This is a genomic window from Brevibacillus sp. FSL K6-2834 (assembly GCF_038592925.1).
Taxonomy (GTDB): Bacteria; Bacillota; Bacilli; order Brevibacillales; family Brevibacillaceae; genus Brevibacillus; species Brevibacillus borstelensis.
Genome location: NZ_CP151945.1, coordinates 2,425,426 through 2,446,382 on the forward strand (window position 1 = coordinate 2,425,426; position 20,957 = coordinate 2,446,382).

Below are 20,957 nucleotides of genomic sequence, written 5' to 3' on the forward strand. Positions count from 1 at the left end.
GGTTTTTTTGCCACGTTTTTCTCGTGTTTTCTTGATTGTGATGGACAGCGTCGGGATCGGCGAATTGCCTGACGCCCCCCGTTTTCAAGACGAGGGTGCCCATACGCTCGGCCATATTGCCGAACGAGTAGAAGGCTTTGCTCTTCCGCATTTGCAAGCACTGGGCCTGGGGAATATCGCTCCTTTGGCCAATGTCCCTGCTGCGCAGCAGCCAAAAGCCCATTATGGGAAAATGAATGAAGTTTCTATCGGAAAGGACACAACGACAGGGCATTGGGAAATTATGGGTCTGCACGTATCCACACCGTTCCGCACATACCCGGATGGTTTTCCGACCGAGCTGATCCACGAGTTCGAAGAGAGGATCGGACGCAAGGTGCTGGGCAACAAGGTCGCTTCCGGCACAGACATTCTCGATGAGCTGGGCGAAGAGCATATGCGGACTGGCAACGTCATTGTCTACACTTCTGCGGACAGTGTGTTCCAGGTGGCAGCCCACGAGGAAGTGGTCCCGCTGGAAGAATTGTATCGCATCTGTCAGGTTGCCCGGGAGCTGACTTTGCGTGACGAGTTTGCCGTCACCCGCGTCATCGCCCGCCCGTTCGTAGGCCAGCCCGGCTCCTTTGTCCGTACAGCCAATCGGCATGATTACTCCGTTAAGCCGTTCGCGCCGACAGTGATGAACCGGCTCCAGGATGCGGGACTGGCTTCTATTGCGATCGGTAAAATCAGTGATATTTACGCAGATGAAGGGGTTACGAAAGCGATTCGGACCAAGGACAATATGGATGGGGTCGATCAATTGCTGGGTACGATGAAAGAGTCGTTTACCGGCCTCAGCTTCGTAAACCTGGTCGACTTCGATGCGAAATTCGGACATCGCCGCGATCCGGAAGGGTATGGCAAGGCGCTGATGGAATTTGACGCACGCATCCCTGAGCTTATCTCTTCCCTGGGGGAGGAAGATCTGCTGATCATCACTGCCGATCACGGAAATGATCCGGTTCATCACGGAACCGACCATACGCGCGAATACGTTCCGCTGCTCGTTTACCACAAAGGGATAGCCACAGGCAGCCATTTGGGCATTCGCAGCACATTTGCCGACATCGGCGCAACCATCGCGGACAATTTTGGCGTCCAGCCGCCAGCCATTGGGGAAAGCTTTCTTTCCAAACTGTAAATGCGGGCATGCAATACGCAATCATTTCGATAGTATGAGAGGAGTTTGACAGATGACAACATATCAAGACGCAATCCGCTACATCGAACCAAAGCTGAGCGAGAAGCCTACCATTGGGCTTGTTCTCGGGTCTGGTCTGGGCGTACTGGCAGACGAGATCGAAAATCCGGTGATCATTCCGTATCATGAGATTCCTGGCTTCACGGTTTCTACCGTCGTCGGACACAAAGGCCAGCTTGTCATCGGCAAGCTGCAGGGCAAACAAGTGGTCGCGATGCAGGGCCGCTTCCATTACTACGAGGGACACGGGCTTGATGCGGTCGTCTTCCCGATCCGCGTCATGAAAATGCTCGGTGTTGAAACGATTATTGTTACGAATGCCGCAGGGGGCATTAATGAAAACTACCAGCCCGGAAACCTGATGCTGATTGCCGATCATATCAATATGACGTTCCGCAACCCGCTCATCGGACCAAACGACGAGCAATTGGGAGCGCGCTTCCCGGATATGTCAGAGGCGTATTCGAAGGCGCTGCGCGGATTGGCAAAAGAGGTAGCTGCCGAGCAAGGCATCGAGCTTCAGGAAGGGGTCTATGTCGGACTGCTCGGCCCATCCTACGAGACTCCGGCAGAAATCCGCATGCTGCGCATTCTCGGCGGAGATGCGGTCGGAATGTCGACAGTACCGGAAGTGATTGTGGCGAAACACATGAAAATGAACGTTCTCGGCATCTCCTGCATCAGCAACATGGCTGCCGGAATTCTGGAGCAACCGCTGTCTCACGAGGAAGTCATGGAAACGACGGAAAAAGTGAAAGCGCAGTTCCTGTCGCTGATTAACGGCATTGTCGCAAAGCTGTAAGAGCGGTGGAAAGGAGGGTATGTTCATGCTTCATACCCTTCTTTCCTGTTGCTCCCTGGGCTTGGGGAAAGACTGTCTACGAGGTGAATAATCATGCGCATGGTCGATATCATTGCGAAAAAAAGAGATGGCCTGGAGCTTTCCAGCGAGGAAATTCAATTCCTGGTTAGCGGTTATACAGACGGAAGCATTCCGGATTATCAGATGTCCGCTTGGGCGATGGCAGTCCTGCTGCGCGGCATGACTCCGCGTGAAACGGGCGACCTGACGCTGGCTATGGCGGGTTCGGGCGAGCAGCTTGATTTGTCCTCTCTGAAAGGAATCAAAGTTGACAAGCACAGTACAGGCGGCGTTGGTGATAAAACGACGCTTGTTGTGGCTCCTCTCGTTGCCGCGGCCGGGATTCCCGTTGCCAAAATGTCAGGACGAGGCCTGGGGCACTCCGGAGGGACGATTGACAAGCTGGAGTCGTTTGCCGGCTTCCAGGTGGAACGGACGAGAGAACAATTTTTGCAGCAAGTACGGGAAATCGGCGTATCGGTGATCGGCCAATCGGGGAATCTGACCCCGGCAGACAAGAAGCTATATGCCTTGCGGGACGTGACCGCAACGGTAGAAGCGGTTCCGCTGATCGCGAGCTCCATCATGTCCAAAAAAATAGCGGCCGGGGCCGATGCGATCCTGCTGGACGTAAAGGTCGGCAAAGGCGCTTTCATGAAGACGCTGGAACAGGCGGAAACGCTTGCATCAGCCATGGTCCAAATCGGCACGCAGGTAGGAAGAAGGACGGTCGCAGTCATCAGTGATATGAATCAACCTCTCGGCTTTGCTGTGGGCAACGCATTAGAGGTCAAAGAAGCGATTGACACACTCGCTGGAAGAGGACCGAAGGATTTGACCGAGCTGGCGCTTGCGATCGGAGCGCATATGCTCGTACTCGGCGAGCTCGTGGCAGACGTCGAAGAGGGCCGAAAGCGCCTGGAAGAGATTATGGACAGCGGGAAAGCCGTGGAAAAGCTCGCCCAGATGATCGAGGCCCAGGGTGGTAACAAAGAGGATGTATACAACCCTGACCGACTGCCCAAGGCGTCTTTGACAGCCGAGGTGAAAGCGAGCCAGGACGGTTATATCTCTGCAATTGATGCGGAGACAGTCGGGCATGCGTCGGTAGTGTTGGGGGCGGGCAGACTGACCAAGGAAATGCCGATTGATCTGGCTGTCGGCATCGTGCTGGCCAAGAAGCGGGGCGATCAAGTGCGCAAGGGCGATGTACTGGCTACCGTACATGCCAATGACGAGATATTGCTCAAGCAAGCGGTAGAAGAGTTGAAAGGCGCATATACTTATGATAGCGAGTCATTGATCGATCAACCATTAATTTACAAAATCATAACCGAATAGGTTTCCTGTAAAACAAATAACGTCGGACGAAATGTCCGGCGTTTGTTCTCCAGGAGATTTGCTGAAAACGCTTTCCTAAACTTTGGAAAATCGAGTGAAGACACTGGTTTATGCGCATTTCGAAGAGCAGGCCTCGAAAAAAGGCATCGTTCGGAAATAAATATGCTAGCATTCGATAAAAAATACGTCTTTCTCGATAAATTTTTATTGATTAATCAACTGAATTGCGGTTCAATAGAGTAAAAGATAGTAAGTGTGAAATGTTAAAAAATTATTTATTGTTCGGATTCACTTTATAATTTTTTATAATTCTACTTGTCAAATTTCGTTGACACCGCTATCATTTCGGATTATGTTTAAAGTGACAGGCAAATTGTAAAAGATTTTTGCGAATTTCGTAAAAAACCAATGGAGGTTCTTAAAAAATCGTATTTATGAAAAAGCTAGACCATGTTGATATGCAGATCTTGCAAATTTTACAAGAAGACGGCAGACGAGCATACACCGATATTGCTCATCAACTTGGCTTGAGCGAAGGGACCATCCGTTCACGGATTACACGCCTGTTACAAGATGGAGTGTTTCAGTTTGTTATTCACCCTGACCCAGAAAAGCTGGGCTTACATGTACAGGCGATCATCGGATTGACCACCAAGCTCGGGCTGCAAAACAGCGTCGCTGAGGAACTGAGCAAATTTCCGGAGGTACGCTTTGTAGGTGCATTCAGCGGTAAGCACGACTTGATCATTCAAGCGTGTTTCCATAATAATGAAGAATTGATCACCTTTGTCAACGAACGTCTCTCACAATGTGAAGGAATTCTGGCGGCGGATGTGTCGCTGGAGCTAAAACAATATAAAGATTCCTTCTCGTTCGTTCGTGATGAAGATGTGGCCATATAAGGAAAGGGGTTGGTAAGCGCCGGTAACAAAGAGGGAAAAAACGGTTTTTTCTTTCCTAATTTTCTGAAAACATACAAAAAAAGAAACAGACAAAAAAGACAATGACATTGGGGGTTATTGCGTTGAAAAAAAGCGTATTTGCTCTTGTCAGTTCCGTTGCCGTTCTCGGTACAGCATTGGCTGGTTGCGGTGGAGGCCAACAGGCTACTACCACAGAACAGAAGCCGGCTGAGAACACAGGCCAGACCCAACAGCCAGCAGCGGCGCCTGCGGAGAAAAAGCCACAAGTGCTGAAACTGAATCTCCATTCGGAACCACCAACGGCAGATCCGGGACTCTCCGAAGATACGACATCTGCCGCGATTATCCGCGCTACCTTTGACGGTCTCACCCGCATCGGTCCGGATAACAAGCCGCAGCCGTCTGTGGCTGAAAGCTACGAGCTTTCCGAGGACATGTTGACGTATACGTTCAAGCTGCGTGATACCAAATGGGCAAACGGTGAACCGTTGACGGCACATGACTTCGAATACGCATGGAAACGCGCTTTGGATCCAAATACGGCATCCAACTACGCTTATCAGCTATACTATGTAAAGAATGGTGAAGCCTACAACAAAGGCAAAGCAAGCCGCGACGAAGTCGGTGTGAAAGCACTTGACGACAAAACATTGGAAGTAAAACTGGAAAACCCGACTCCATTCTTCCTGGAGCTGACTGCATTCCCAACCTATTTCCCTGTTAACAAAGCCCTCCTTGAATCCAATCCGAAGTGGGCAGGGGAAGCAAAGACTCACTTGGGCAACGGTCCCTTCAAGATGGAGAGCTGGGAGCATAAGAGCAAGCTAGTGCTCGTCAAAAACGAAAATTACTGGGACAAAGATTCTGTAAAACTTGATCGCATCGAGTTTGCCATGGTAGAAGACGAGAACACCGAGCTGTCCATGTTTGAAAACGGCGAAATCGATTGGGCTGGTGCTCCGACAAGCGCATTGCCGACGGATGCCATCCCGGCTCTGAAAGAGCAGAACAAAATTACGACTCAGCCAATCGCGGGTACGTACTGGTATAAATTCAACGTAGAAAAACCGCCGTTTAATAATGTGAAAATTCGCAAGGCGTTCGCGTATGCTATCGATCGTCAGTCCCTGATTGACAATATCCTGCAAACTGGCCAAATTCCTGCCACAGGTGCAGTCCCGCCGTCCATGGCGCTGAAACCTGATGGCTACTTCAAGGACAATGATGTTGAAACAGCGAAAAAGCTGTTGGAAGAAGGCATGAAGGAGCTCGGCATTTCCAAGCTTCCGCCAATCACCCTGTCCTACAATACGTCTGAGGCCCACCAAAAAATCGCTGCGGCGATTCAAGACCAGTGGAAGAAAAATCTCGGCGTAGAAGTGAAGCTGGAAAACAAAGAATGGAAAGTCTACCTCGAAGACATGCACCAAGGAAACTTCCAGGTTGGCCGTATGGGATGGCTGGGTGACTTTAACGACCCTATCAACTTCCTCGAGCTGTACAGAGACAAGGATGGCGGAAACAACGACACGCGTTGGGAGCATCCAAAGTACAAGGAACTGTTGATCAAATCCAACACGGAAAGCGATCCGGAAGCACGCAAGAAGATTCTGGCAGAAGCGGAGCAAATCCTCATGGATGAAATGCCGATCATGCCGATCTACTTCTATACAAACTCCTGGGTGCAAAAGGAAAACGTCAAAGGCGTCGTTATCGGCGGTCTGGGCGATGTCGACTGGAAATGGGCTTCGGTAGAGTAATTTTGTTTTCCGCATTGGCATAAAGGAAATCGGTTTGCAGAGATAGGGTATATGGTCGTCCATATACCTTATCTTATGCCGACCGTTCCGATATATATAAAGATGGCGCATAGCCAACAGAAAAAGAGAGAGAAATCCGCAAGAGATTCGAACAACGGGGAATTATTTACACAGTCGATTTTTGCACTGGATCCAGAATGCTGCAGTGTAAAGATGGGACGTGAAAGCAAAAAAATTGTAAGGGGGTAAGTTTGTTGATCCGTTATCTTGGTAAGCGTATCATCTTCATGATTCTTTCGCTTTTCTTGATCGTAACGGCCACCTTCTTCATTATGAAAGCGGTGCCGGGCGGTCCATTCACTTCCGAAAAGAACGTACCAGATGAAATCAAGGCAGCTCTGGAAGCAAAGTACAAACTGAACCTGCCGCTCCACGAGCAGTATCTGGACTATCTGAAAGGTGTCATTACGTGGGATTTGGGCCCATCCTTTGTTGAGAAGTCTTCCACAGTAAATGACATGATCAGCCGGGGCTTCCCCGTATCCGCCCATTTAGGAGCACAGGCCTTGCTGCTCGCGATCTTCGGAGGGATCACGCTAGGCGTTGTCGCAGCGCTCAAGCACAATAAATGGCAGGACTACTCAGCCATGCTTATCGCCGTTCTCGGCCTGTCCGTCCCTGGATTTATTTTGGCATCATTTTATCAATATTTCTTTGCAATCAAATGGGGCATCTTTCCCATTGCAAAGTGGGAAGGTTTTGAATATACCGTACTGCCTTCCTTGGCTCTCGCCGCGATGCCGATCGCTTTCATCGCCCGTCTGACTCGTTCCAACATGCTGGAGGTTCTCGGGCAAGACTACATCAAAACGGCTAAAGCCAAAGGCTTGAATACAGTGACGATTACTGTCAAACACGCTATTCGCAACGCTCTTCTGCCTGTTATTACTTATCTCGGGCCGCTGCTTGCAAACATCCTCACCGGTGCATTCGTAATCGAGCGAATCTTCGGTATCCCTGGTTTGGGTCGCGAGTTCGTTATCTCGATTACAAACCGTGACTACACCGTTATTATGGGGACCACGGTGTTCTATGCGATCATTCTGGTTGTAGGAATTTTGCTGGTTGATATCGCTTATACGCTGGTTGACCCGCGGATCAAGCTAAGCGATGCAGGAAGGGAGTAATGATACATGCAACTGACGAAAGAGCATTTTGAGCCGATTTCTGTCGACCTTCGCCAGGCAGAATCCATTAAGCGCCCGAGCCTTTCCTTCTGGGCGGACGTATGGCGCCGATTGAAAATGAACAAGGTAGCGATGGCGTCCCTTGTCTTTATCTTGATTTTGGTCGCTTGTGCGATCCTGATTCCGATCCTTAGCTCCAATGACTATTTTACGACTGATTTGGCAGGTAAGAACAAAAAACCTTCTGCTGAACACTGGTTTGGTACCGATGACCTGGGTCGCGACGTCTTCGTCCGCGTATGGTACGGGGCACGCATTTCTTTGGAAGTAGGCTTCGCCGCAGCGTTTATCGACCTGATCATCGGCGTAATTTGGGGCGGTCTTGCTGGTTTCTACGGCGGTAAAGTCGATGAAATCATGATGCGTATTGCCGATATTCTGTATGCGATTCCTTATCTTCTGGTGGTTATTTTGCTCATGGTCGTCTTAGAGCCCGGGGTCGGGACGATTATTATCGCCTTAACGATAACGGGCTGGATTGGGATGGCGCGGATCGTCCGCGGTCAGATTCTCCAGTTGAAAGCGCAGGAGTTTGTATTGGCAGCCCGCTCTCTCGGTGCTGACAACAACCGTCTGATCTTCAAACACTTGATCCCGAACGCTTTGGGCCCGATCATCGTAACGCTCAGCTTGACTGTTCCATCTGCCATTTTTGCCGAGTCGTTCCTCTCCTTTATCGGTCTTGGGGTATCCGCTCCGGTAGCATCTTGGGGAACGATGTCCAACGAAGGTTTGTCGGCGATGAAATACTACCCGTGGCGCTTGATGTTCCCGGCTCTGTTCATCTCGATAACGATGTTGGCATTTAACTTGCTTGGCGACGGTCTGCGTGACGCCGTAGACCCACGCTTGCGGAAATAGGAGGGATCACAGTCATGGAAGAACGCATTCTCGAAGTAAAAGACCTGCACGTCTCCTTCCATACCTATGCGGGGGAAGTCAAAGCTGTACGCGGCGTCAATTTTCACGTGAAGCGCGGAGAAGCTGTTGCGATCGTAGGGGAGTCCGGCTGCGGCAAGTCTGTAACCGCCCAAACCTTGATGAAGCTTATCCCGATGCCGCCAGGCGAGATCAAAAAAGGCGAAATTCTCTTTAACGGAGTCAACCTTGTCAATAAATCAAACAAGGAAATGGAATCTATCCGCGGTAAAGACATCGGGATGATTTTCCAGGACCCGATGACTTCATTGAACCCGACTTTAACGATCGGCAACCAGATCATGGAGGGTTTGATCAAGCACCAGAACATGTCGCGTTCCGATGCCCGCAATCGTGCCATCGAACTGCTGACGTTGGTAGGAATTCCGCAACCGGAAAAACGTGTCGATCAATATCCGCACGAATTCTCCGGCGGGATGCGCCAGCGTGCGATGATTGCGATCGCGCTGGCTTGCTCTCCGCAGCTTCTGATCGCTGACGAGCCGACAACAGCGCTCGACGTGACGATTCAGGCGCAAATTCTGGATCTGATGAAAGAGCTGCAAAAGAAAATGAATACGTCGATTATCCTGATTACGCATGACCTTGGCGTCGTGGCTGAAATGTGCGATCGCGTCATCGTTATGTACGCAGGCAAGGTAATCGAGACCGGTACCGTAGACGATATCTTCTACAACCCGCAGCACCCTTACACAAAAGGCCTGCTGCGCTCGGTACCTCGACTGGACCTGAACCGCGACGAACCGCTCACTCCGATCTTTGGTACGCCGCCGGATCTGCTTCGTCCGCCGGTTGGATGCGGCTTTACCGCGCGTTGTGAATCAGCGATGCGCGTCTGCCAGGAGTACGATCCTGAACTGAATGACATTAGCTCGACACAGCGGGCTGCTTGCTGGCTCCAGCACCCGTTGGCACAGAATCGCGCAGGATCGTAAGAGGGGGGAGAAGACAAGTGGATAATCGTGATACATTGTTAGAAGTTCGCAACCTGAAAAAATTCTTTAAAATCGGCGACAATACGTTGAAAGCCGTGAACGACATTTCGTTCGAGATCAAGCGTGGGGAAACTCTCGGTGTGGTAGGCGAGTCCGGCTGCGGAAAATCGACAGCCGGGCGGACCATTCTCCGCTTGTATGATGCTACCGCAGGGGACGTCTTGTTTGAAGGCAAAAGCATCATGAAGCTGAACAACCAAGAGATGAAAGCCATGCGCCGCAACATGCAGATGATCTTCCAGGACCCGTATGCTTCCTTGAACCCGCGGATGACAGTCGGGGATATTATCGGAGAAGCTCTGGATATCCACGGTCTTGCCGCCGGACAAAAGCGCAAAGAGCGTATCCAGGAGCTGCTTTCGCTGGTCAGCTTGAACCCGGAGCATATGAACCGCTTTCCGCATGAGTTTTCCGGTGGTCAACGCCAGCGGATTGGTATTGCCCGTGCACTGGCGGTAGAGCCCAAGTTCATCGTTTGTGACGAACCGATCTCTGCCCTCGACGTTTCCGTACAAGCGCAGGTCGTAAACCTCCTGGAGCAGCTGCAGGAAAAAATGGGCCTTACCTACATGTTTATTGCCCACGATTTGTCGATGGTTAAATACATTTCCGACCGTGTAGCAGTTATGTACCTCGGAAAAATGGTAGAGCTTGCAGAGAGTGACAAGCTGTATGAAAAGCCGCTTCACCCATATACACAAGCGCTTCTGTCTGCTATCCCGATTCCTGATCCAGAGGTAGAGCGCCAGCGTGAGCGCATCGTTCTGCAAGGCGATGTTCCAAGTCCGATGAATCCTCCGAGCGGTTGCCACTTCCGCACGCGTTGCCCGAAAGCAATGCCCGAATGTGCTGCAGCTGAGCCCGTATGGAAAGAAGTAGAGCCTGGTCATTTCGCTGCCTGCCATTTGTACAACTAGATTACAGCGACAGGATTTCCACCATATGGGGAATCCTGTCTTTCCATCATGCGAGATACTGTGGCCTCCGCGAATGGATGGGGGAATCGCCCCATTCTTTGCGTCCGGGGCCTCTTTTCATTTTTCCATCTGAGTATTCAGGACGTCAAAAGAGAGAAGGGGGTAGTTACCATGCGGAAATTCCGATTGCCGCGTTTTCGCCCAAAAAATCTGTCAGCACCGCAAAAGCTGGCTGACGTGGTTGGCAGTCTCAACAAGCAACTGCAGGGTTCCATGGCCAAAAAAATGATTACCTTTGGAATTATTCTTGTTATCGTGATCATTGGTGCATTGCAATACATAGCACTTTCTTTTTCCAAAAGCACGTTGATTGACATTACTTCCAACCAGGCGAAAATGCTGGCGGAGCAGTATGCCGAAAGCATGGAAGACTGGATCGATGACCTGAAAAGCTCGTCTCTGGAGACAGCGGCCAAAAGGGTCATGACCACGGATCTGGAGCCGCTTATTATGGAACAGTTCCGGCTCTTGCGTCAAAGCCATAAAGAGGTCTCAAAAATATATTTGGTTGATCCCGGCACAGGCAAATCGTTGTATTCGTTGACCGGCAAAAATGAGATCGACTTCAAGCAGAAGCAATATGTGCAAAATGCGCTCTCTTCTGGGGGACCTGTTTTTTCTGATGAGGAAGTCGTACTTGGGACGGAAAGAAGCTTCATTTACTTGGCTACTCCGGTAGGGGAGAAGAATAAAGACACCTCCCGCCTTCTCGTGGTTGGTTTTCAGATCGACCCAATCGTAAAAAAGGCAGAAGAAATTCCATTCATGCAAAACGGCTATGCGTACGTCGTTCGCAAGGATGGGTTGGTCGTTGCCCACAAGGACTCGGCGCAAAACAACAAGCTGTCGCTGGCAGAAAACAGAGATTATACAGAATTGCTTGCATTGGTGCAAAACGGCACAAGCCAGAGTCTGGAATATGAAGCGGATGGCGTGGATTCGTTTGCAGCCGTCGCTCCCATCGCCTCGCTGGGCTGGGCGCTTGTCCTGACGACAGCTTCCTCGGAGGTTTACGGCGAGTTGAATGGCATGGGAATTACATTCGGGCTGATCAGTATTCCCATCATCGCTGTGGCCGCCTTTTCCATCTGGTGGTTTGCACAGCGGATTCGCAAATCGCTCCTGGCGATCGCGCAAGACATGGAGAAAATCGGGTCCGGCCGTTTTGACGTGCAGGTGCAGGTAAAAGGAAAAGACGAGATTGCCATGGTCGGGCACAAGATGAACGAAATGGCGGGCGAGCTCAGAAAGCTCGTATCCCTTGTCCAGGGACAAGCGAATCGCCTGAACATCGCGGCGGAAGAGCTGAATCAATCGGCTCAGGAAAACACCGGCTCCATTCATTTTATTACGGAGAATATCTCTTCGATTTCCGAGAGAGTTTCGCAGCAGACAAAAGAGGTGCTTTCCGCTGCCACGACCGTTTCAGAAATTTCCCAAGGCGTCGAGCAGGTGGCGATTGCGGCAGAATCGACGACCAGGGCGACGAGTCGCACTTTTGAGCGAGCCCAGGACGGCATGAAGCTGGTCGAAAACGTCATCTCTACCGTCAGACAAGCAAATGGTGAAGTAGAGCGTACGGCCCAGCAAATGCATGGATTGCGAGAGCGGGCCAGACAGATCACAAGCATTGTCGAGATGATCAGCAGCATCGCCTCCCAGACGAACCTGCTTGCCTTAAATGCGGCAATTGAAGCTGCGAGAGCGGGCGAGGCCGGCAGAGGCTTCTCTGTTGTCGCCACCGAAGTGAGGAAATTGGCAGAGGAGAGCAGCTCCTTTTCTGAGCGGATCGCGTCGATCGCGCACTCGATCAACGACGAAGCCATGGATATGAGCAAGCATATGGATGAGATCGTCGCCATGGTCAGCACCGGTCTCCAGTCCGTCGAGACCGTAGGTACGGCCTTCCAGCATATCGTATCCGATATTCAATCTGCTGCAGAGCAGAGCGAATCCATGTCTGCCGCTTCTGAGGAGATGGCAGCAGGCAATCAGGTTGTCACAAGCTCGATGCAGCGTCTTTCCGAAGTATCGGATGAAATCAATCAATCACTGAGCGGCGTTGTGGCGACTGTCGACGAACAGCTGCAGTCCATTGCGCGAATCAGTGAAAATGTAGAAGAATTGAAAAAGCTTGCGGATGATTTGTCGGAAAATGTAAGCAAGTTTAAGATCTAGATGGGTAAAACACGTGAAACTCCCTCTGTTGTCAATTCGGAGGGAGTTTTTTTGCTGCTTACGGAGGCAGTTTTAATCTAACAAGGCAGCTTTTAATCGAACAAAGGCAGTTTTGTTTTTGAGAAGTAGCTGCCCCGGTTCGGCACGATTTTCTCTCAATCATATTTTTCAGAGTGCGAAAACCCCGTTTTTTTCTGTGAATATTTTCCTTTCTGTTTGGTGAGAATAGAACCATGAATGGAGGGAAGAGTTTGCTATGAAAAGGAGTCTGTATCTGAGCTTATGCTTCATCTTGTGCGTTGCGTTCTTTTCTCCGATAGCGACGGCAGCCAAGGAAAACACGCCGGCGAAAGACGGACAGATGAATTTTGCACCGCATGCAACCTCCGCCATATTGATGGAAGCGGATACGGGAACCGTCTTGTTCGAAAAAAACGCAAGCGAAAAGCTGCCTCCTGCTAGTATTACCAAGGTCATGACGCTTCTATTGATCATGGAAGCGCTGGAGCGCGGAGAAATCAAGCTGACGGACAAGATTCGTACGAGCGAACGAGCTGCATCCATGGGTGGTTCGCAGATTTTTCTCCAGCCTGGCGAGGAAATGACGGTAGAAGACATGATCAAGGGGATCGCGATTGCCTCGGGGAATGACGCTTCCGTCGCAATGGCCGAGCATTTGGCGGGAACGGAAGAAGCGTTCGTAGCCAAAATGAATGAGCGGGCCAAGCAGCTTGGAATGAAGCAAACGCATTTCGTCAATTCCAACGGGTTGCCTGCACCGGAGCATGTCTCCTCCGCATTGGACATTGCAATTATGTCCCGCGAACTTTTGAAACATGAAGCGATTACCAAATATACAGGAATTTATCAGGACTATTTGCGAAAAGAAACGTCCAACCCGTTCTGGTTGGTGAATACGAACCGGCTCGTTCGCTTTTATGAAGGCGTAGATGGTCTGAAAACAGGCTATACAAGCGAAGCCAAATACTGTTTGACGGCTACGGCCAAACGAAATAACATGAGGGTCATTGCCGTCGTTATGGGCGAGCCCGATACAAAAACGAGAAACGCCGAAGTGTCGACACTGTTCAATTACGCTTTTGCTCATTATCAGGTAGCTCCCTTGTACAAAAAAGGGGAGGTTGTGCAAGGCTTGAGCGTGGACAAAGGAAGACAGCCAACGGTTAACGCGGTCACGCCGCACGCTGTCAGCCTGTTGATGAAGCGCGGGGAGTCTGCCGACCAATATGACCGCGAAGTCGTGTTGCAGTCTGACATCAGCGCTCCGCTCGATAAGAACCAAGTGATCGGACATATTTTTATCCGCACGAAAGACGGCAAGGAAGTAAACCGGATCGACCTGTTCCCGGAACAAACGGTCGACAAAGCAGGCATGTGGGAGATTCTCAAGCGGACAACGAGAAACGTATTGATTAGCTATTAACCTGACAGCGAGAACGCGAAAAGAATCGAGTTGCCTCGAATTGTACCATGTGGCCGCTCGATTTTTTTGTTCTTTTGTCGGCTGGCAGGAAATGGAACAGAGAGAGAAGAAATGAGAGTGTACTACGGGATGAAGGAGTGTTTCAGCCATGAGTCTACGCATCATCATGGAAACAAAACAGGACGTCTTGGTTGTCCGTTTGCAAGGAGAACTGGACCATCATACAGCAGAGGAATTGCGCGGGAAAGTAGACGACCTTTTGCGCCAATCGTCTATTCGCCATATCGTGCTCAGCCTGGCAGAGCTCTCATTTATGGACAGCTCCGGCATTGGAGTCATCCTGGGGCGGTACAAGCAGATTTCGGCTCGCTCCGGTGAAATGGTGGTGTGCTCGATCAATCCAACCATCTACCGGATTTTCGAGATGTCCGGGCTGTTTAAGGTGATCAAGTTTCGCGAGAACGAAGCGGAAGCACTGCACGTATTGGGGGTGGCGTAATGATGGCCAAACGCAATTTTATGAGCGTGGCGTTTGCTGCCGTAAGTCAGAATGAAGCGTTCGCCCGTGTCGCGGTTGCCTCGTTCATCTCTCAGCTTGACATCTCGGTTGAGGAACTGGAAGAGATCAAGACCGTTGTTTCGGAAGCAGTGACCAATTCCATCATCCACGGGTACGACGAAAACCCGGATGGTGTTGTCCGCATCTCGGTCAGCATCGATGAGGGTGTCGTGGAATTGGTAGTGGAGGATGAAGGCAAGGGAATCGAGGACGTCGACCAGGCAATGCAGCCGCTGTTCACCAGCAAGCCCGAGCTGGAGCGTTCGGGAATGGGCTTTACGATTATGGAAAATTTTATGGACTCGCTTGAAGTGGCAACTGCTGTCGGGAAAGGGACGACTGTCCGCCTGACAAAACGCCTTTCCTTTGCCAAAGCATTACAGAATTAGGAGTAGTGCCTATGGGTGCCGATATTAAAAACGCCAGTCAGCCGTTTCTTACCAACGACCAAGTAAAAGAACTGATTGCCCAGAGCCAGGATGGGGATGCACAAGCGCGAGAGCTGCTTGTAAACAGCAATATTCGGCTTGTCTGGTCAGTTGTTCAGCGTTTCATCAATCGTGGTTATGAAGCCGACGACCTGTTTCAGATCGGGTGTATCGGACTTTTGAAAGCCGTGGACAAGTTCGACCTGAATTACGATGTGAAGTTCTCCACGTATGCCGTTCCCATGATCATCGGTGAGATACAGCGCTTTTTGCGGGACGACGGCACTGTAAAAGTAAGCAGGTCGCTAAAGGAAACCGCAAACAGGGTAAGGCGGGCGAAAGACGAGCTGTACAAGCAGTTCGGACGGGCTCCTACGATCTCTGAAGTGGCGGAAGCGGTAGGAATTACACCGGAGGAAGTGGTGTTTGCCCAGGAGGCAAGCAGGGCCCCTTCGTCGATCCATGAAACTGTATTTGAAAATGATGGCGATCCGATTACACTGATTGACCAGATCGCAGATGAAAGTGTCAACAAATGGTTTGAAAAAATCGCGCTGAAGGATGCGATCAGCCGTTTGACAGAAAGAGAACAGCTGATTGTCTACTTGCGCTATTACAAGGATCAGACCCAATCAGAGGTGGCTGAGCGGCTGGGTATATCTCAGGTCCAGGTGTCCCGGTTGGAAAAGCGAATCCTGCAAACGATCAAAGACCAGATTGAGCATTAGCTCAGCCTGGTCTTTTCTTATGTGCATGGCTTTTGTCCACACGCACATACTAGCAGGACATAGTCTTTGAAAGGAGGGGGAGCAGATGAACCAGCCGCTGTTTCTCAAGCTGCGCAAACGGTTGGCTGTCAAGCCGAACGCGACGATTACGCTGGGAGATATTTGCCAGTTGTATTGGGATGGCGACCGTGAAAAAGCATTGGCCCGTCTGCCTGTCTATCAGGTGAAACCTGCTGATGGAAACCTCATTATCATTGATATTATGCAGGTCATCAAACAAATCCGGCGCGTGCACCCCGAGCTGGCATTGGAGGTACAGGGCGCGGCTCATATTGTCGTAGAAGTTTTGAACCCTCGCAAAAAGGCAAATCTCCTCATGGTTACACTGGTATGGGTCCTGCTCTTCGTCGGTGCCGGTCTTGCGATTATGAACTTCCACACGGACGTCAGCATGCTGCAGGTCCATCAGCGCATCCACTATTTGATCACCGGACAGGCAAGCGACCAGCCCCTTTGGTTGCAAATCCCTTATTCCATCGGGATTGGTCTGGGGATGATCCTGTTTTTCAACCATATTTTTCAGAAGCGAATCAACGAAGAACCCAGTCCGTTGGAGGTTGAGCTGTTCTTGTACCAGCAAAATCTCGATCAGTATTACATTCAGCATGAAAATAAGGAGAATGAGCGGATCAAGCCATGAGCAGCTTGTGGCAGCATATCTTGCTGGCAATCATCGGACTGGGTGGAGGGCTCGCTGTAGGCAGCGGGTTCGTTGCTTTTATTACGGTTCTGGACATTATCCCCCGGCTGGCTCAGCTCACCAACGCGCATCGCTACATACGAGCACTGGAATGGTCACTGGTTAGCGGCGCTCTGTTTTTTACGCTGGCCGATTTTTTTCAATGGGTGGCCGCATTGCCTATCTTGTTTACTTCTATCTACGGCGTATTTGCAGGTGTCTTCGTAGGCACATTGGCCGCCGGACTGACCGAAGCACTCAACGTCTTTCCGATCTTGGCAAAAAGGCTCAACATGGACTCGAAATTGATTTTCTTGTTGATGGCGATGGTTCTCGGGAAAATCATCGGATCTCTTCTTCAGTGGTGGCTGAAGCTTTGACCCGCCGACTGGTAAATTCAGCCAAGCATAGAATGGAGACGAGGAGACAAGATATGGATATGTGAGTATGTTGACCAGACAGGACGAGTGGGAGGAACAAAGATGGCGACAAAATCGAAGTCCAATGGTTCGAATCAAATGACGAAGCAGCTCTATCAGCAGCAGGCGGCGAAGTACCAGCCAAAACGGAACGTCCTGCTCAATTCGATACGCGCTTTTTGGGTTGGGGGGGCCATCTGTCTGCTGGGCCAGGTGCTGCAAAACATCTATATCAACTTCTTCGGATTTTCGGAAAAGGCTGCGAGCAATCCTACCGTTGCCACGCTCATTTTCCTCTCTGTGCTTCTGACCGGACTAGGCATTTACGACAATATTGGACAGTACGCAGGTGCGGGCTCAGCGGTACCTGTCACCGGATTCGCCAACTCGATCGCTTCTGCAGCGATTGAGCATCGAAGCGAAGGATTCGTTCTTGGAGTAGGAGGAAATATGTTTAAGCTGGCCGGCTCCGTCATTGTTTTTGGCGTGGTCGCCGCTTTCATAGCCGGCGTGTTGAAAACGGTTTGGAAGATGATCGTGTGAGGGGAGCTGCTATGAATAATGGATCCAGCGATTTTCGGGTAAGCCGGCAGACCTGGCACTTCCCGCATGACGTCCGCATTCTATCAACAGCCACTGCTGTCGGACCAAAAGAAGGGGAGGGACCTCTGGGAGCCTTGTTCGACAAGGTCTACGACGATATGTATGCCGGACAGGACTCGTGGGAGAACGCGGAAAGACAGCTGCTGGAGGATGCCGTTAATCTTGCTTTGGACAAAGCGAATCTGAGCGGACAGGACATTGACGTGTTTTTCGCCGGGGATTTGCTGAACCAAAACATTACGACCAGCTTTACTGCCGAGAAGGTGTCGATTCCGCTCATGGGCATGTACGGGGCTTGCTCGACTTCGATGCTCACCCTGGCCAATGCCGCTGCCCAGATCAACGCCGGGTATGCGAATAAAGCATTAGCCGCTTGCAGCAGCCACAATGCGACAGCCGAGCGGCAATACCGTTATCCAACCGAGTACGGCGGACAGAAGCCGCCATCGGCACAATGGACGGTGACAGGAGCGGGTGCTGCCGTTGTCGGTACTGGCGGGAGCGGGCCGCGGATTACGTACGCCACGATCGGCAAAGTCGTCGATATGGGGATTAAAGACCCATTTGACATGGGATCGGCGATGGCGCCTGCTGCAGCATCTACCTTGCAGACACATTTCAAGGATACCGGCCGCAATCCGAATGATTACGATTTGATTGTAACAGGAGATCTCGCAGCCGTCGGATTTCCCATCCTCAAGGACCTGATGAAAATGGATGGGTACGATTTGGACCGGGTTTACAACGACTGCGGTCTGATGGTGTACTCGCCGGATCAGGAGGTTTTTGCCGGCGGCAGCGGATGTGCCAGCAGTGCAGTAGTGACGTACAGCTATATCATGGACCAGTTGAACAAAGGAAAGCTAAACAAGGTTTTGGTATGTGCAACTGGTGCATTGCTAAGCCCGGTCAGCTATCAGCAGGGCAACTCCATTCCCTGCATAGCCCATGCGGTTTCGATAGAAGGAGGAGGAAGCTGATGGAATATGTGATCGCCTTTGTTGTTGGCGGATTGATTTGCGTGATCGGTCAGTTGTTGCTGGACGTGGCGAAGCTGACCCCCGCCCACGTGATGAGCACGCTGGTCGTCGCCGGGGTTGCGCTCGATTTTATTGGCGTCTATGACAAGTTGATTGATTTTGCCGGTGCGGGAGCGACTGTTCCGATCACCAGCTTCGGCCATTCCCTATACCATGGCGCCATATCGGAAGCGGAGCAGCACGGCCTGATCGGAGTCGTTACGGGAATCTTTGAAGTTACGAGTGCGGGCATCTCCGCCGCTATCGCGTTCGGGTTCCTGGCGTCGCTAGTCTTTAAACCAAAGGGATGATCCCCCCGTGAAGAGGAAGGGGAGAGGTGCATGCCAGAAAAGCGACGGAAGGTCATTCTGATCACAGACGGTGATCATGTAGCGCAAAGAGTGGTAGAAATGATAGCCAGAAAGATTGGGGGACGAGCGGTTTCGTTGTCGGCGGGGAATCCGACGCCGCTGAGCGGAAGCCAAATGGTCGAGCTGATCAAAATGACGCCGCAAGACCCCGTTCTGATCATGTTTGACGACAACGGAGACAGGGGCCGGGGCCGCGGAGAGCAGGCAATCGAATACGTTGTCAAACATCCCGATATCGAAGTGCTGGGTGCGATTGCAGTGGCATCCAATACAAAGTGGGTGAACGGGGCTGCGGTCAAGGTTTCCGTGGACAACCTCGGCCGGATTGTCAATGAGGCTGTTGACAAACACGGTTATGCGGAAACAGAGCTGGAGAACCGAATCTACGGAGATACCGTCGATATCCTGAACAAGCTTAATGTGCCCAATATCATCGGAATCGGCGATATTGGAAAAATGCAAGGGAGGGACAGCTTGCGCAATGGTTGCCCGATTACCATGGCTGCAGTGAATTGGATATTGGAAAGGAGCGGGTTCCATGCCGGAAACCAAGAGTGAGAAGAAGCGGCTGATCGTGGAAGATCTGGATGAAAACAAGGAATACCTAAACGACAAGCTTGGCATTGGAGTTAGCTTTGACGTCGGGGTTCACGAATTTACAGTTGGCCGGACTCGCATTTTGTTGTACTACATCAATGGCTTTGCGAGCGACAACATCATTACGCAGGTTCTCCGGGATTTGAATGACTTGCGGGAGAGAGAGCTGCCTGCCGATGTTTTTGAGCACTTGTACCACAGATATATTCCTTACTTTCAAATGGCCAAGGTGGCAACGGCAAATGAGTTCATCGATAAACTGCTCGTCGGTCAGGTAGGACTCGTCATCGAAGGTTCACACAATGCCATCATCATGGACGCAAAAGTGTTGCCGACACGCTCGCCAGAGGAGCCGGATACGGAACGGATTGTACGCGGTGCGCATGACGGTTTTACCGAAACGCTTGTGCTCAACACCGTACTGACACGCAGGCGTATCCGGGATGAACGCTTGCGGTTTGAGATCATGCAAATCGGAGAAAGGACAAAAACGGATGTAGCCATCGCCTATATCAAGGGTGTGGCCAATACAGAGCTGATTGATAAATTAAAACACCGGCTGCAAAATATCCAGATTGACGGCATCCCGATGGCCGAGAAGACGGTGGAAGAGTTCATCATCGGCAAGACCTTTAATCCGTTTCCGCTCGTACGCTATACGGAGAGGCCGGATGTGGCCGCCGTCCATTTGCTGGAAGGGCATGTGCTGATCTACGTGGATACCTCGCCGAGTGTCATGATTACACCGGCCACGTATTTTCACCATGTACAGCACGCAGAAGAATACAGACAGACCCCCGTCGTTGGAGCGTACCTTCGCTGGGTGCGTTTCTTTGGCATCTTTGCTTCGGTATTTTTGCTCCCCGTCTGGCTGTTGTTGGCCATGCATCCATCGCTCATCCCCGAACCGCTGCATTTCATCGGGATCAAGGACAAAGGGAGCATACCGCTGCTGGCACAATTTTTGATGGCGGAGGTTGGACTTGATCTGATGAGGATGGCTGCCATACATACGCCTTCCCCTCTGTCAATCGCGATGGGTCTGCTGGCTGCGATCTTGGTCGGGGATGTCGCCATCGACGTCGGGCTGTTTGCCCCTGAAGTCATTTTGTACCTGGCCGTCGCAGCTGTCGGTATGTTCGCGACTCCCAGCTACGAGCTGAGCTTGGCAAATCGGCTGGTACGGATATTCTTGATCCTGATGGTCGGATTTTTCTCGACTGCGGGTCTGATGATCGGCTTGCTTGTCGTTCTCATCGGTCTCGCTGTGACACGCTCTCTCGATACGCCGTATCTGTGGCCGTTCATTCCCTTCAACTTTAAAGCCATGAAGGATATCTTGGTGAGGATGGCTGTCCCGATGAAAAACAGACGGCCGAGCATTGTCCGTTCACCCAACTCTTCCCGGCAATAAATATTCTGACAATGAAGGCTTCACCCATTGTCAAATGCGCTTTATTATAGTAAATTGATTGATAAGCCAAAGCAGGTAGAGGTGGCAACTGTAAGGTCATACAGTTGCCTTTCTATATAGAGAAGCGGCGCTACACGAACATTTATCCAGCAGCGTATCGGGGAGGATTTG

Annotated in this window: 21 protein-coding genes; all 21 read left to right on the forward strand. The window is 51.1% G+C overall.

Annotation, left to right across the window (positions count from 1 at the left end; translation table 11 throughout):
* Positions 1-7 precede the first annotated feature (7 nt).
* The 21 genes from deoB to NST96_RS12095 all read left to right on the forward strand — a co-directional run bounded on the left by deoB (position 8) and on the right by NST96_RS12095 (position 20,786).
* Complete coding sequence (gene deoB, locus NST96_RS11995) at positions 8-1,183, forward strand: phosphopentomutase (RefSeq protein WP_342406441.1); 1,176 nt, start codon at positions 8-10, stop codon at positions 1,181-1,183.
* Positions 1,184-1,235: 52 nt separating this feature from the next.
* Positions 1,236-2,045 carry a purine-nucleoside phosphorylase gene (locus tag NST96_RS12000; RefSeq protein WP_122958414.1) on the forward strand — a complete coding sequence of 270 codons (810 nt, stop codon included), beginning with the start codon at positions 1,236-1,238 and terminating at the stop codon, positions 2,043-2,045.
* A 93-nt stretch (positions 2,046-2,138) separates the two neighbouring features.
* The gene (locus NST96_RS12005; protein WP_003387198.1) at positions 2,139-3,446 is read left to right on the forward strand and encodes a pyrimidine-nucleoside phosphorylase; all 1,308 of its coding nucleotides are present in this window, start codon (positions 2,139-2,141) and stop codon (positions 3,444-3,446) included.
* A gap of 434 nt (positions 3,447-3,880) precedes the next feature.
* Positions 3,881-4,348 carry an Lrp/AsnC family transcriptional regulator gene (locus NST96_RS12010; protein WP_003387197.1) on the forward strand — a complete coding sequence of 156 codons (468 nt, stop codon included), beginning with the start codon at positions 3,881-3,883 and terminating at the stop codon, positions 4,346-4,348.
* A gap of 122 nt (positions 4,349-4,470) precedes the next feature.
* Positions 4,471-6,129, forward strand: coding sequence for a peptide ABC transporter substrate-binding protein (locus tag NST96_RS12015; RefSeq protein WP_003387196.1), 1,659 nt, complete (start codon positions 4,471-4,473; stop codon positions 6,127-6,129).
* Between the two features lie 254 nt (positions 6,130-6,383).
* Positions 6,384-7,316, forward strand: a complete 933-nt coding sequence (locus tag NST96_RS12020) for an ABC transporter permease (RefSeq protein WP_003387195.1) — start codon at positions 6,384-6,386, stop codon at positions 7,314-7,316.
* Between the two features lie 6 nt (positions 7,317-7,322).
* Complete coding sequence (locus NST96_RS12025) at positions 7,323-8,237, forward strand: ABC transporter permease (RefSeq protein WP_003387194.1); 915 nt, start codon at positions 7,323-7,325, stop codon at positions 8,235-8,237.
* Between the two features lie 14 nt (positions 8,238-8,251).
* The gene (locus NST96_RS12030; RefSeq protein WP_003387193.1) at positions 8,252-9,250 is read left to right on the forward strand and encodes an ABC transporter ATP-binding protein; all 999 of its coding nucleotides are present in this window, start codon (positions 8,252-8,254) and stop codon (positions 9,248-9,250) included.
* A gap of 17 nt (positions 9,251-9,267) precedes the next feature.
* Complete coding sequence (locus NST96_RS12035; RefSeq protein WP_003387192.1) at positions 9,268-10,227, forward strand: oligopeptide/dipeptide ABC transporter ATP-binding protein; 960 nt, start codon at positions 9,268-9,270, stop codon at positions 10,225-10,227.
* Between the two features lie 171 nt (positions 10,228-10,398).
* Entirely contained in the window at positions 10,399-12,465 is a 2,067-nt protein-coding gene (locus NST96_RS12040) for a methyl-accepting chemotaxis protein (protein ID WP_342406449.1), read from the forward strand.
* 256 nt (positions 12,466-12,721) lie between these two features.
* Entirely contained in the window at positions 12,722-13,909 is a 1,188-nt protein-coding gene (locus NST96_RS12045) for a D-alanyl-D-alanine carboxypeptidase family protein (protein WP_342406451.1), read from the forward strand.
* A gap of 148 nt (positions 13,910-14,057) precedes the next feature.
* Positions 14,058-14,408 carry an anti-sigma F factor antagonist gene (spoIIAA, locus tag NST96_RS12050; RefSeq protein ID WP_003387189.1) on the forward strand — a complete coding sequence of 117 codons (351 nt, stop codon included), beginning with the start codon at positions 14,058-14,060 and terminating at the stop codon, positions 14,406-14,408.
* Positions 14,408-14,857: an anti-sigma F factor gene (gene spoIIAB, locus NST96_RS12055; protein ID WP_003387188.1), complete on the forward strand. Its 450-nt coding sequence runs from the start codon at positions 14,408-14,410 to the stop codon at positions 14,855-14,857. The genes spoIIAA and spoIIAB overlap by 1 nt, the downstream gene beginning before the upstream one ends.
* Before the next feature lie 11 nt (positions 14,858-14,868).
* Positions 14,869-15,624 carry an RNA polymerase sporulation sigma factor SigF gene (gene sigF, locus NST96_RS12060; RefSeq protein WP_003387187.1) on the forward strand — a complete coding sequence of 252 codons (756 nt, stop codon included), beginning with the start codon at positions 14,869-14,871 and terminating at the stop codon, positions 15,622-15,624.
* Positions 15,625-15,709: 85 nt separating this feature from the next.
* Entirely contained in the window at positions 15,710-16,324 is a 615-nt protein-coding gene (locus tag NST96_RS12065; protein ID WP_003387186.1) for a stage V sporulation protein AA, read from the forward strand.
* Positions 16,321-16,743: a stage V sporulation protein AB gene (locus tag NST96_RS12070; RefSeq protein ID WP_003387185.1), complete on the forward strand. Its 423-nt coding sequence runs from the start codon at positions 16,321-16,323 to the stop codon at positions 16,741-16,743. Before NST96_RS12065 ends, NST96_RS12070 begins: the two co-directional genes overlap by 4 nt.
* Before the next feature lie 102 nt (positions 16,744-16,845).
* The gene (spoVAC, locus tag NST96_RS12075) at positions 16,846-17,325 is read left to right on the forward strand and encodes a stage V sporulation protein AC (RefSeq protein ID WP_003387184.1); all 480 of its coding nucleotides are present in this window, start codon (positions 16,846-16,848) and stop codon (positions 17,323-17,325) included.
* An 11-nt stretch (positions 17,326-17,336) separates the two neighbouring features.
* Entirely contained in the window at positions 17,337-18,365 is a 1,029-nt protein-coding gene (spoVAD, locus tag NST96_RS12080; RefSeq protein ID WP_031931825.1) for a stage V sporulation protein AD, read from the forward strand.
* Complete coding sequence (gene spoVAE / locus NST96_RS12085; protein WP_003387182.1) at positions 18,365-18,715, forward strand: stage V sporulation protein AE; 351 nt, start codon at positions 18,365-18,367, stop codon at positions 18,713-18,715. Before spoVAD ends, spoVAE begins: the two co-directional genes overlap by 1 nt.
* A gap of 30 nt (positions 18,716-18,745) precedes the next feature.
* Positions 18,746-19,333, forward strand: a complete 588-nt coding sequence (locus NST96_RS12090; RefSeq protein WP_003387181.1) for a stage V sporulation protein AE — start codon at positions 18,746-18,748, stop codon at positions 19,331-19,333.
* Positions 19,314-20,786: a spore germination protein gene (locus tag NST96_RS12095; protein WP_003387176.1), complete on the forward strand. Its 1,473-nt coding sequence runs from the start codon at positions 19,314-19,316 to the stop codon at positions 20,784-20,786. Before NST96_RS12090 ends, NST96_RS12095 begins: the two co-directional genes overlap by 20 nt.
* Positions 20,787-20,957 lie beyond the last annotated feature (171 nt).

Coding starts and splice junctions, on each gene's coding strand:
- spoIIAA (WP_003387189.1), top strand. CDS start 14,058: ATGAGTCTACGCATCATCATGGAAACAAAACAGGACGTCTTGGTTGTC.
- NST96_RS12025 (WP_003387194.1), top strand. CDS start 7,323: ATGCAACTGACGAAAGAGCATTTTGAGCCGATTTCTGTCGACCTTCGC.
- NST96_RS12090 (WP_003387181.1), top strand. CDS start 18,746: ATGCCAGAAAAGCGACGGAAGGTCATTCTGATCACAGACGGTGATCAT.
- NST96_RS12045 (WP_342406451.1), top strand. CDS start 12,722: ATGAAAAGGAGTCTGTATCTGAGCTTATGCTTCATCTTGTGCGTTGCG.
- spoVAC (WP_003387184.1), top strand. CDS start 16,846: ATGGCGACAAAATCGAAGTCCAATGGTTCGAATCAAATGACGAAGCAG.
- spoVAE (WP_003387182.1), top strand. CDS start 18,365: ATGGAATATGTGATCGCCTTTGTTGTTGGCGGATTGATTTGCGTGATC.
- spoVAD (WP_031931825.1), top strand. CDS start 17,337: ATGAATAATGGATCCAGCGATTTTCGGGTAAGCCGGCAGACCTGGCAC.
- NST96_RS12070 (WP_003387185.1), top strand. CDS start 16,321: ATGAGCAGCTTGTGGCAGCATATCTTGCTGGCAATCATCGGACTGGGT.
- NST96_RS12095 (WP_003387176.1), top strand. CDS start 19,314: ATGCCGGAAACCAAGAGTGAGAAGAAGCGGCTGATCGTGGAAGATCTG.
- NST96_RS12065 (WP_003387186.1), top strand. CDS start 15,710: ATGAACCAGCCGCTGTTTCTCAAGCTGCGCAAACGGTTGGCTGTCAAG.
- sigF (WP_003387187.1), top strand. CDS start 14,869: ATGGGTGCCGATATTAAAAACGCCAGTCAGCCGTTTCTTACCAACGAC.
- NST96_RS12000 (WP_122958414.1), top strand. CDS start 1,236: ATGACAACATATCAAGACGCAATCCGCTACATCGAACCAAAGCTGAGC.
- NST96_RS12010 (WP_003387197.1), top strand. CDS start 3,881: ATGAAAAAGCTAGACCATGTTGATATGCAGATCTTGCAAATTTTACAA.
- NST96_RS12005 (WP_003387198.1), top strand. CDS start 2,139: ATGCGCATGGTCGATATCATTGCGAAAAAAAGAGATGGCCTGGAGCTT.
- NST96_RS12040 (WP_342406449.1), top strand. CDS start 10,399: ATGCGGAAATTCCGATTGCCGCGTTTTCGCCCAAAAAATCTGTCAGCA.
- NST96_RS12030 (WP_003387193.1), top strand. CDS start 8,252: ATGGAAGAACGCATTCTCGAAGTAAAAGACCTGCACGTCTCCTTCCAT.
- spoIIAB (WP_003387188.1), top strand. CDS start 14,408: ATGATGGCCAAACGCAATTTTATGAGCGTGGCGTTTGCTGCCGTAAGT.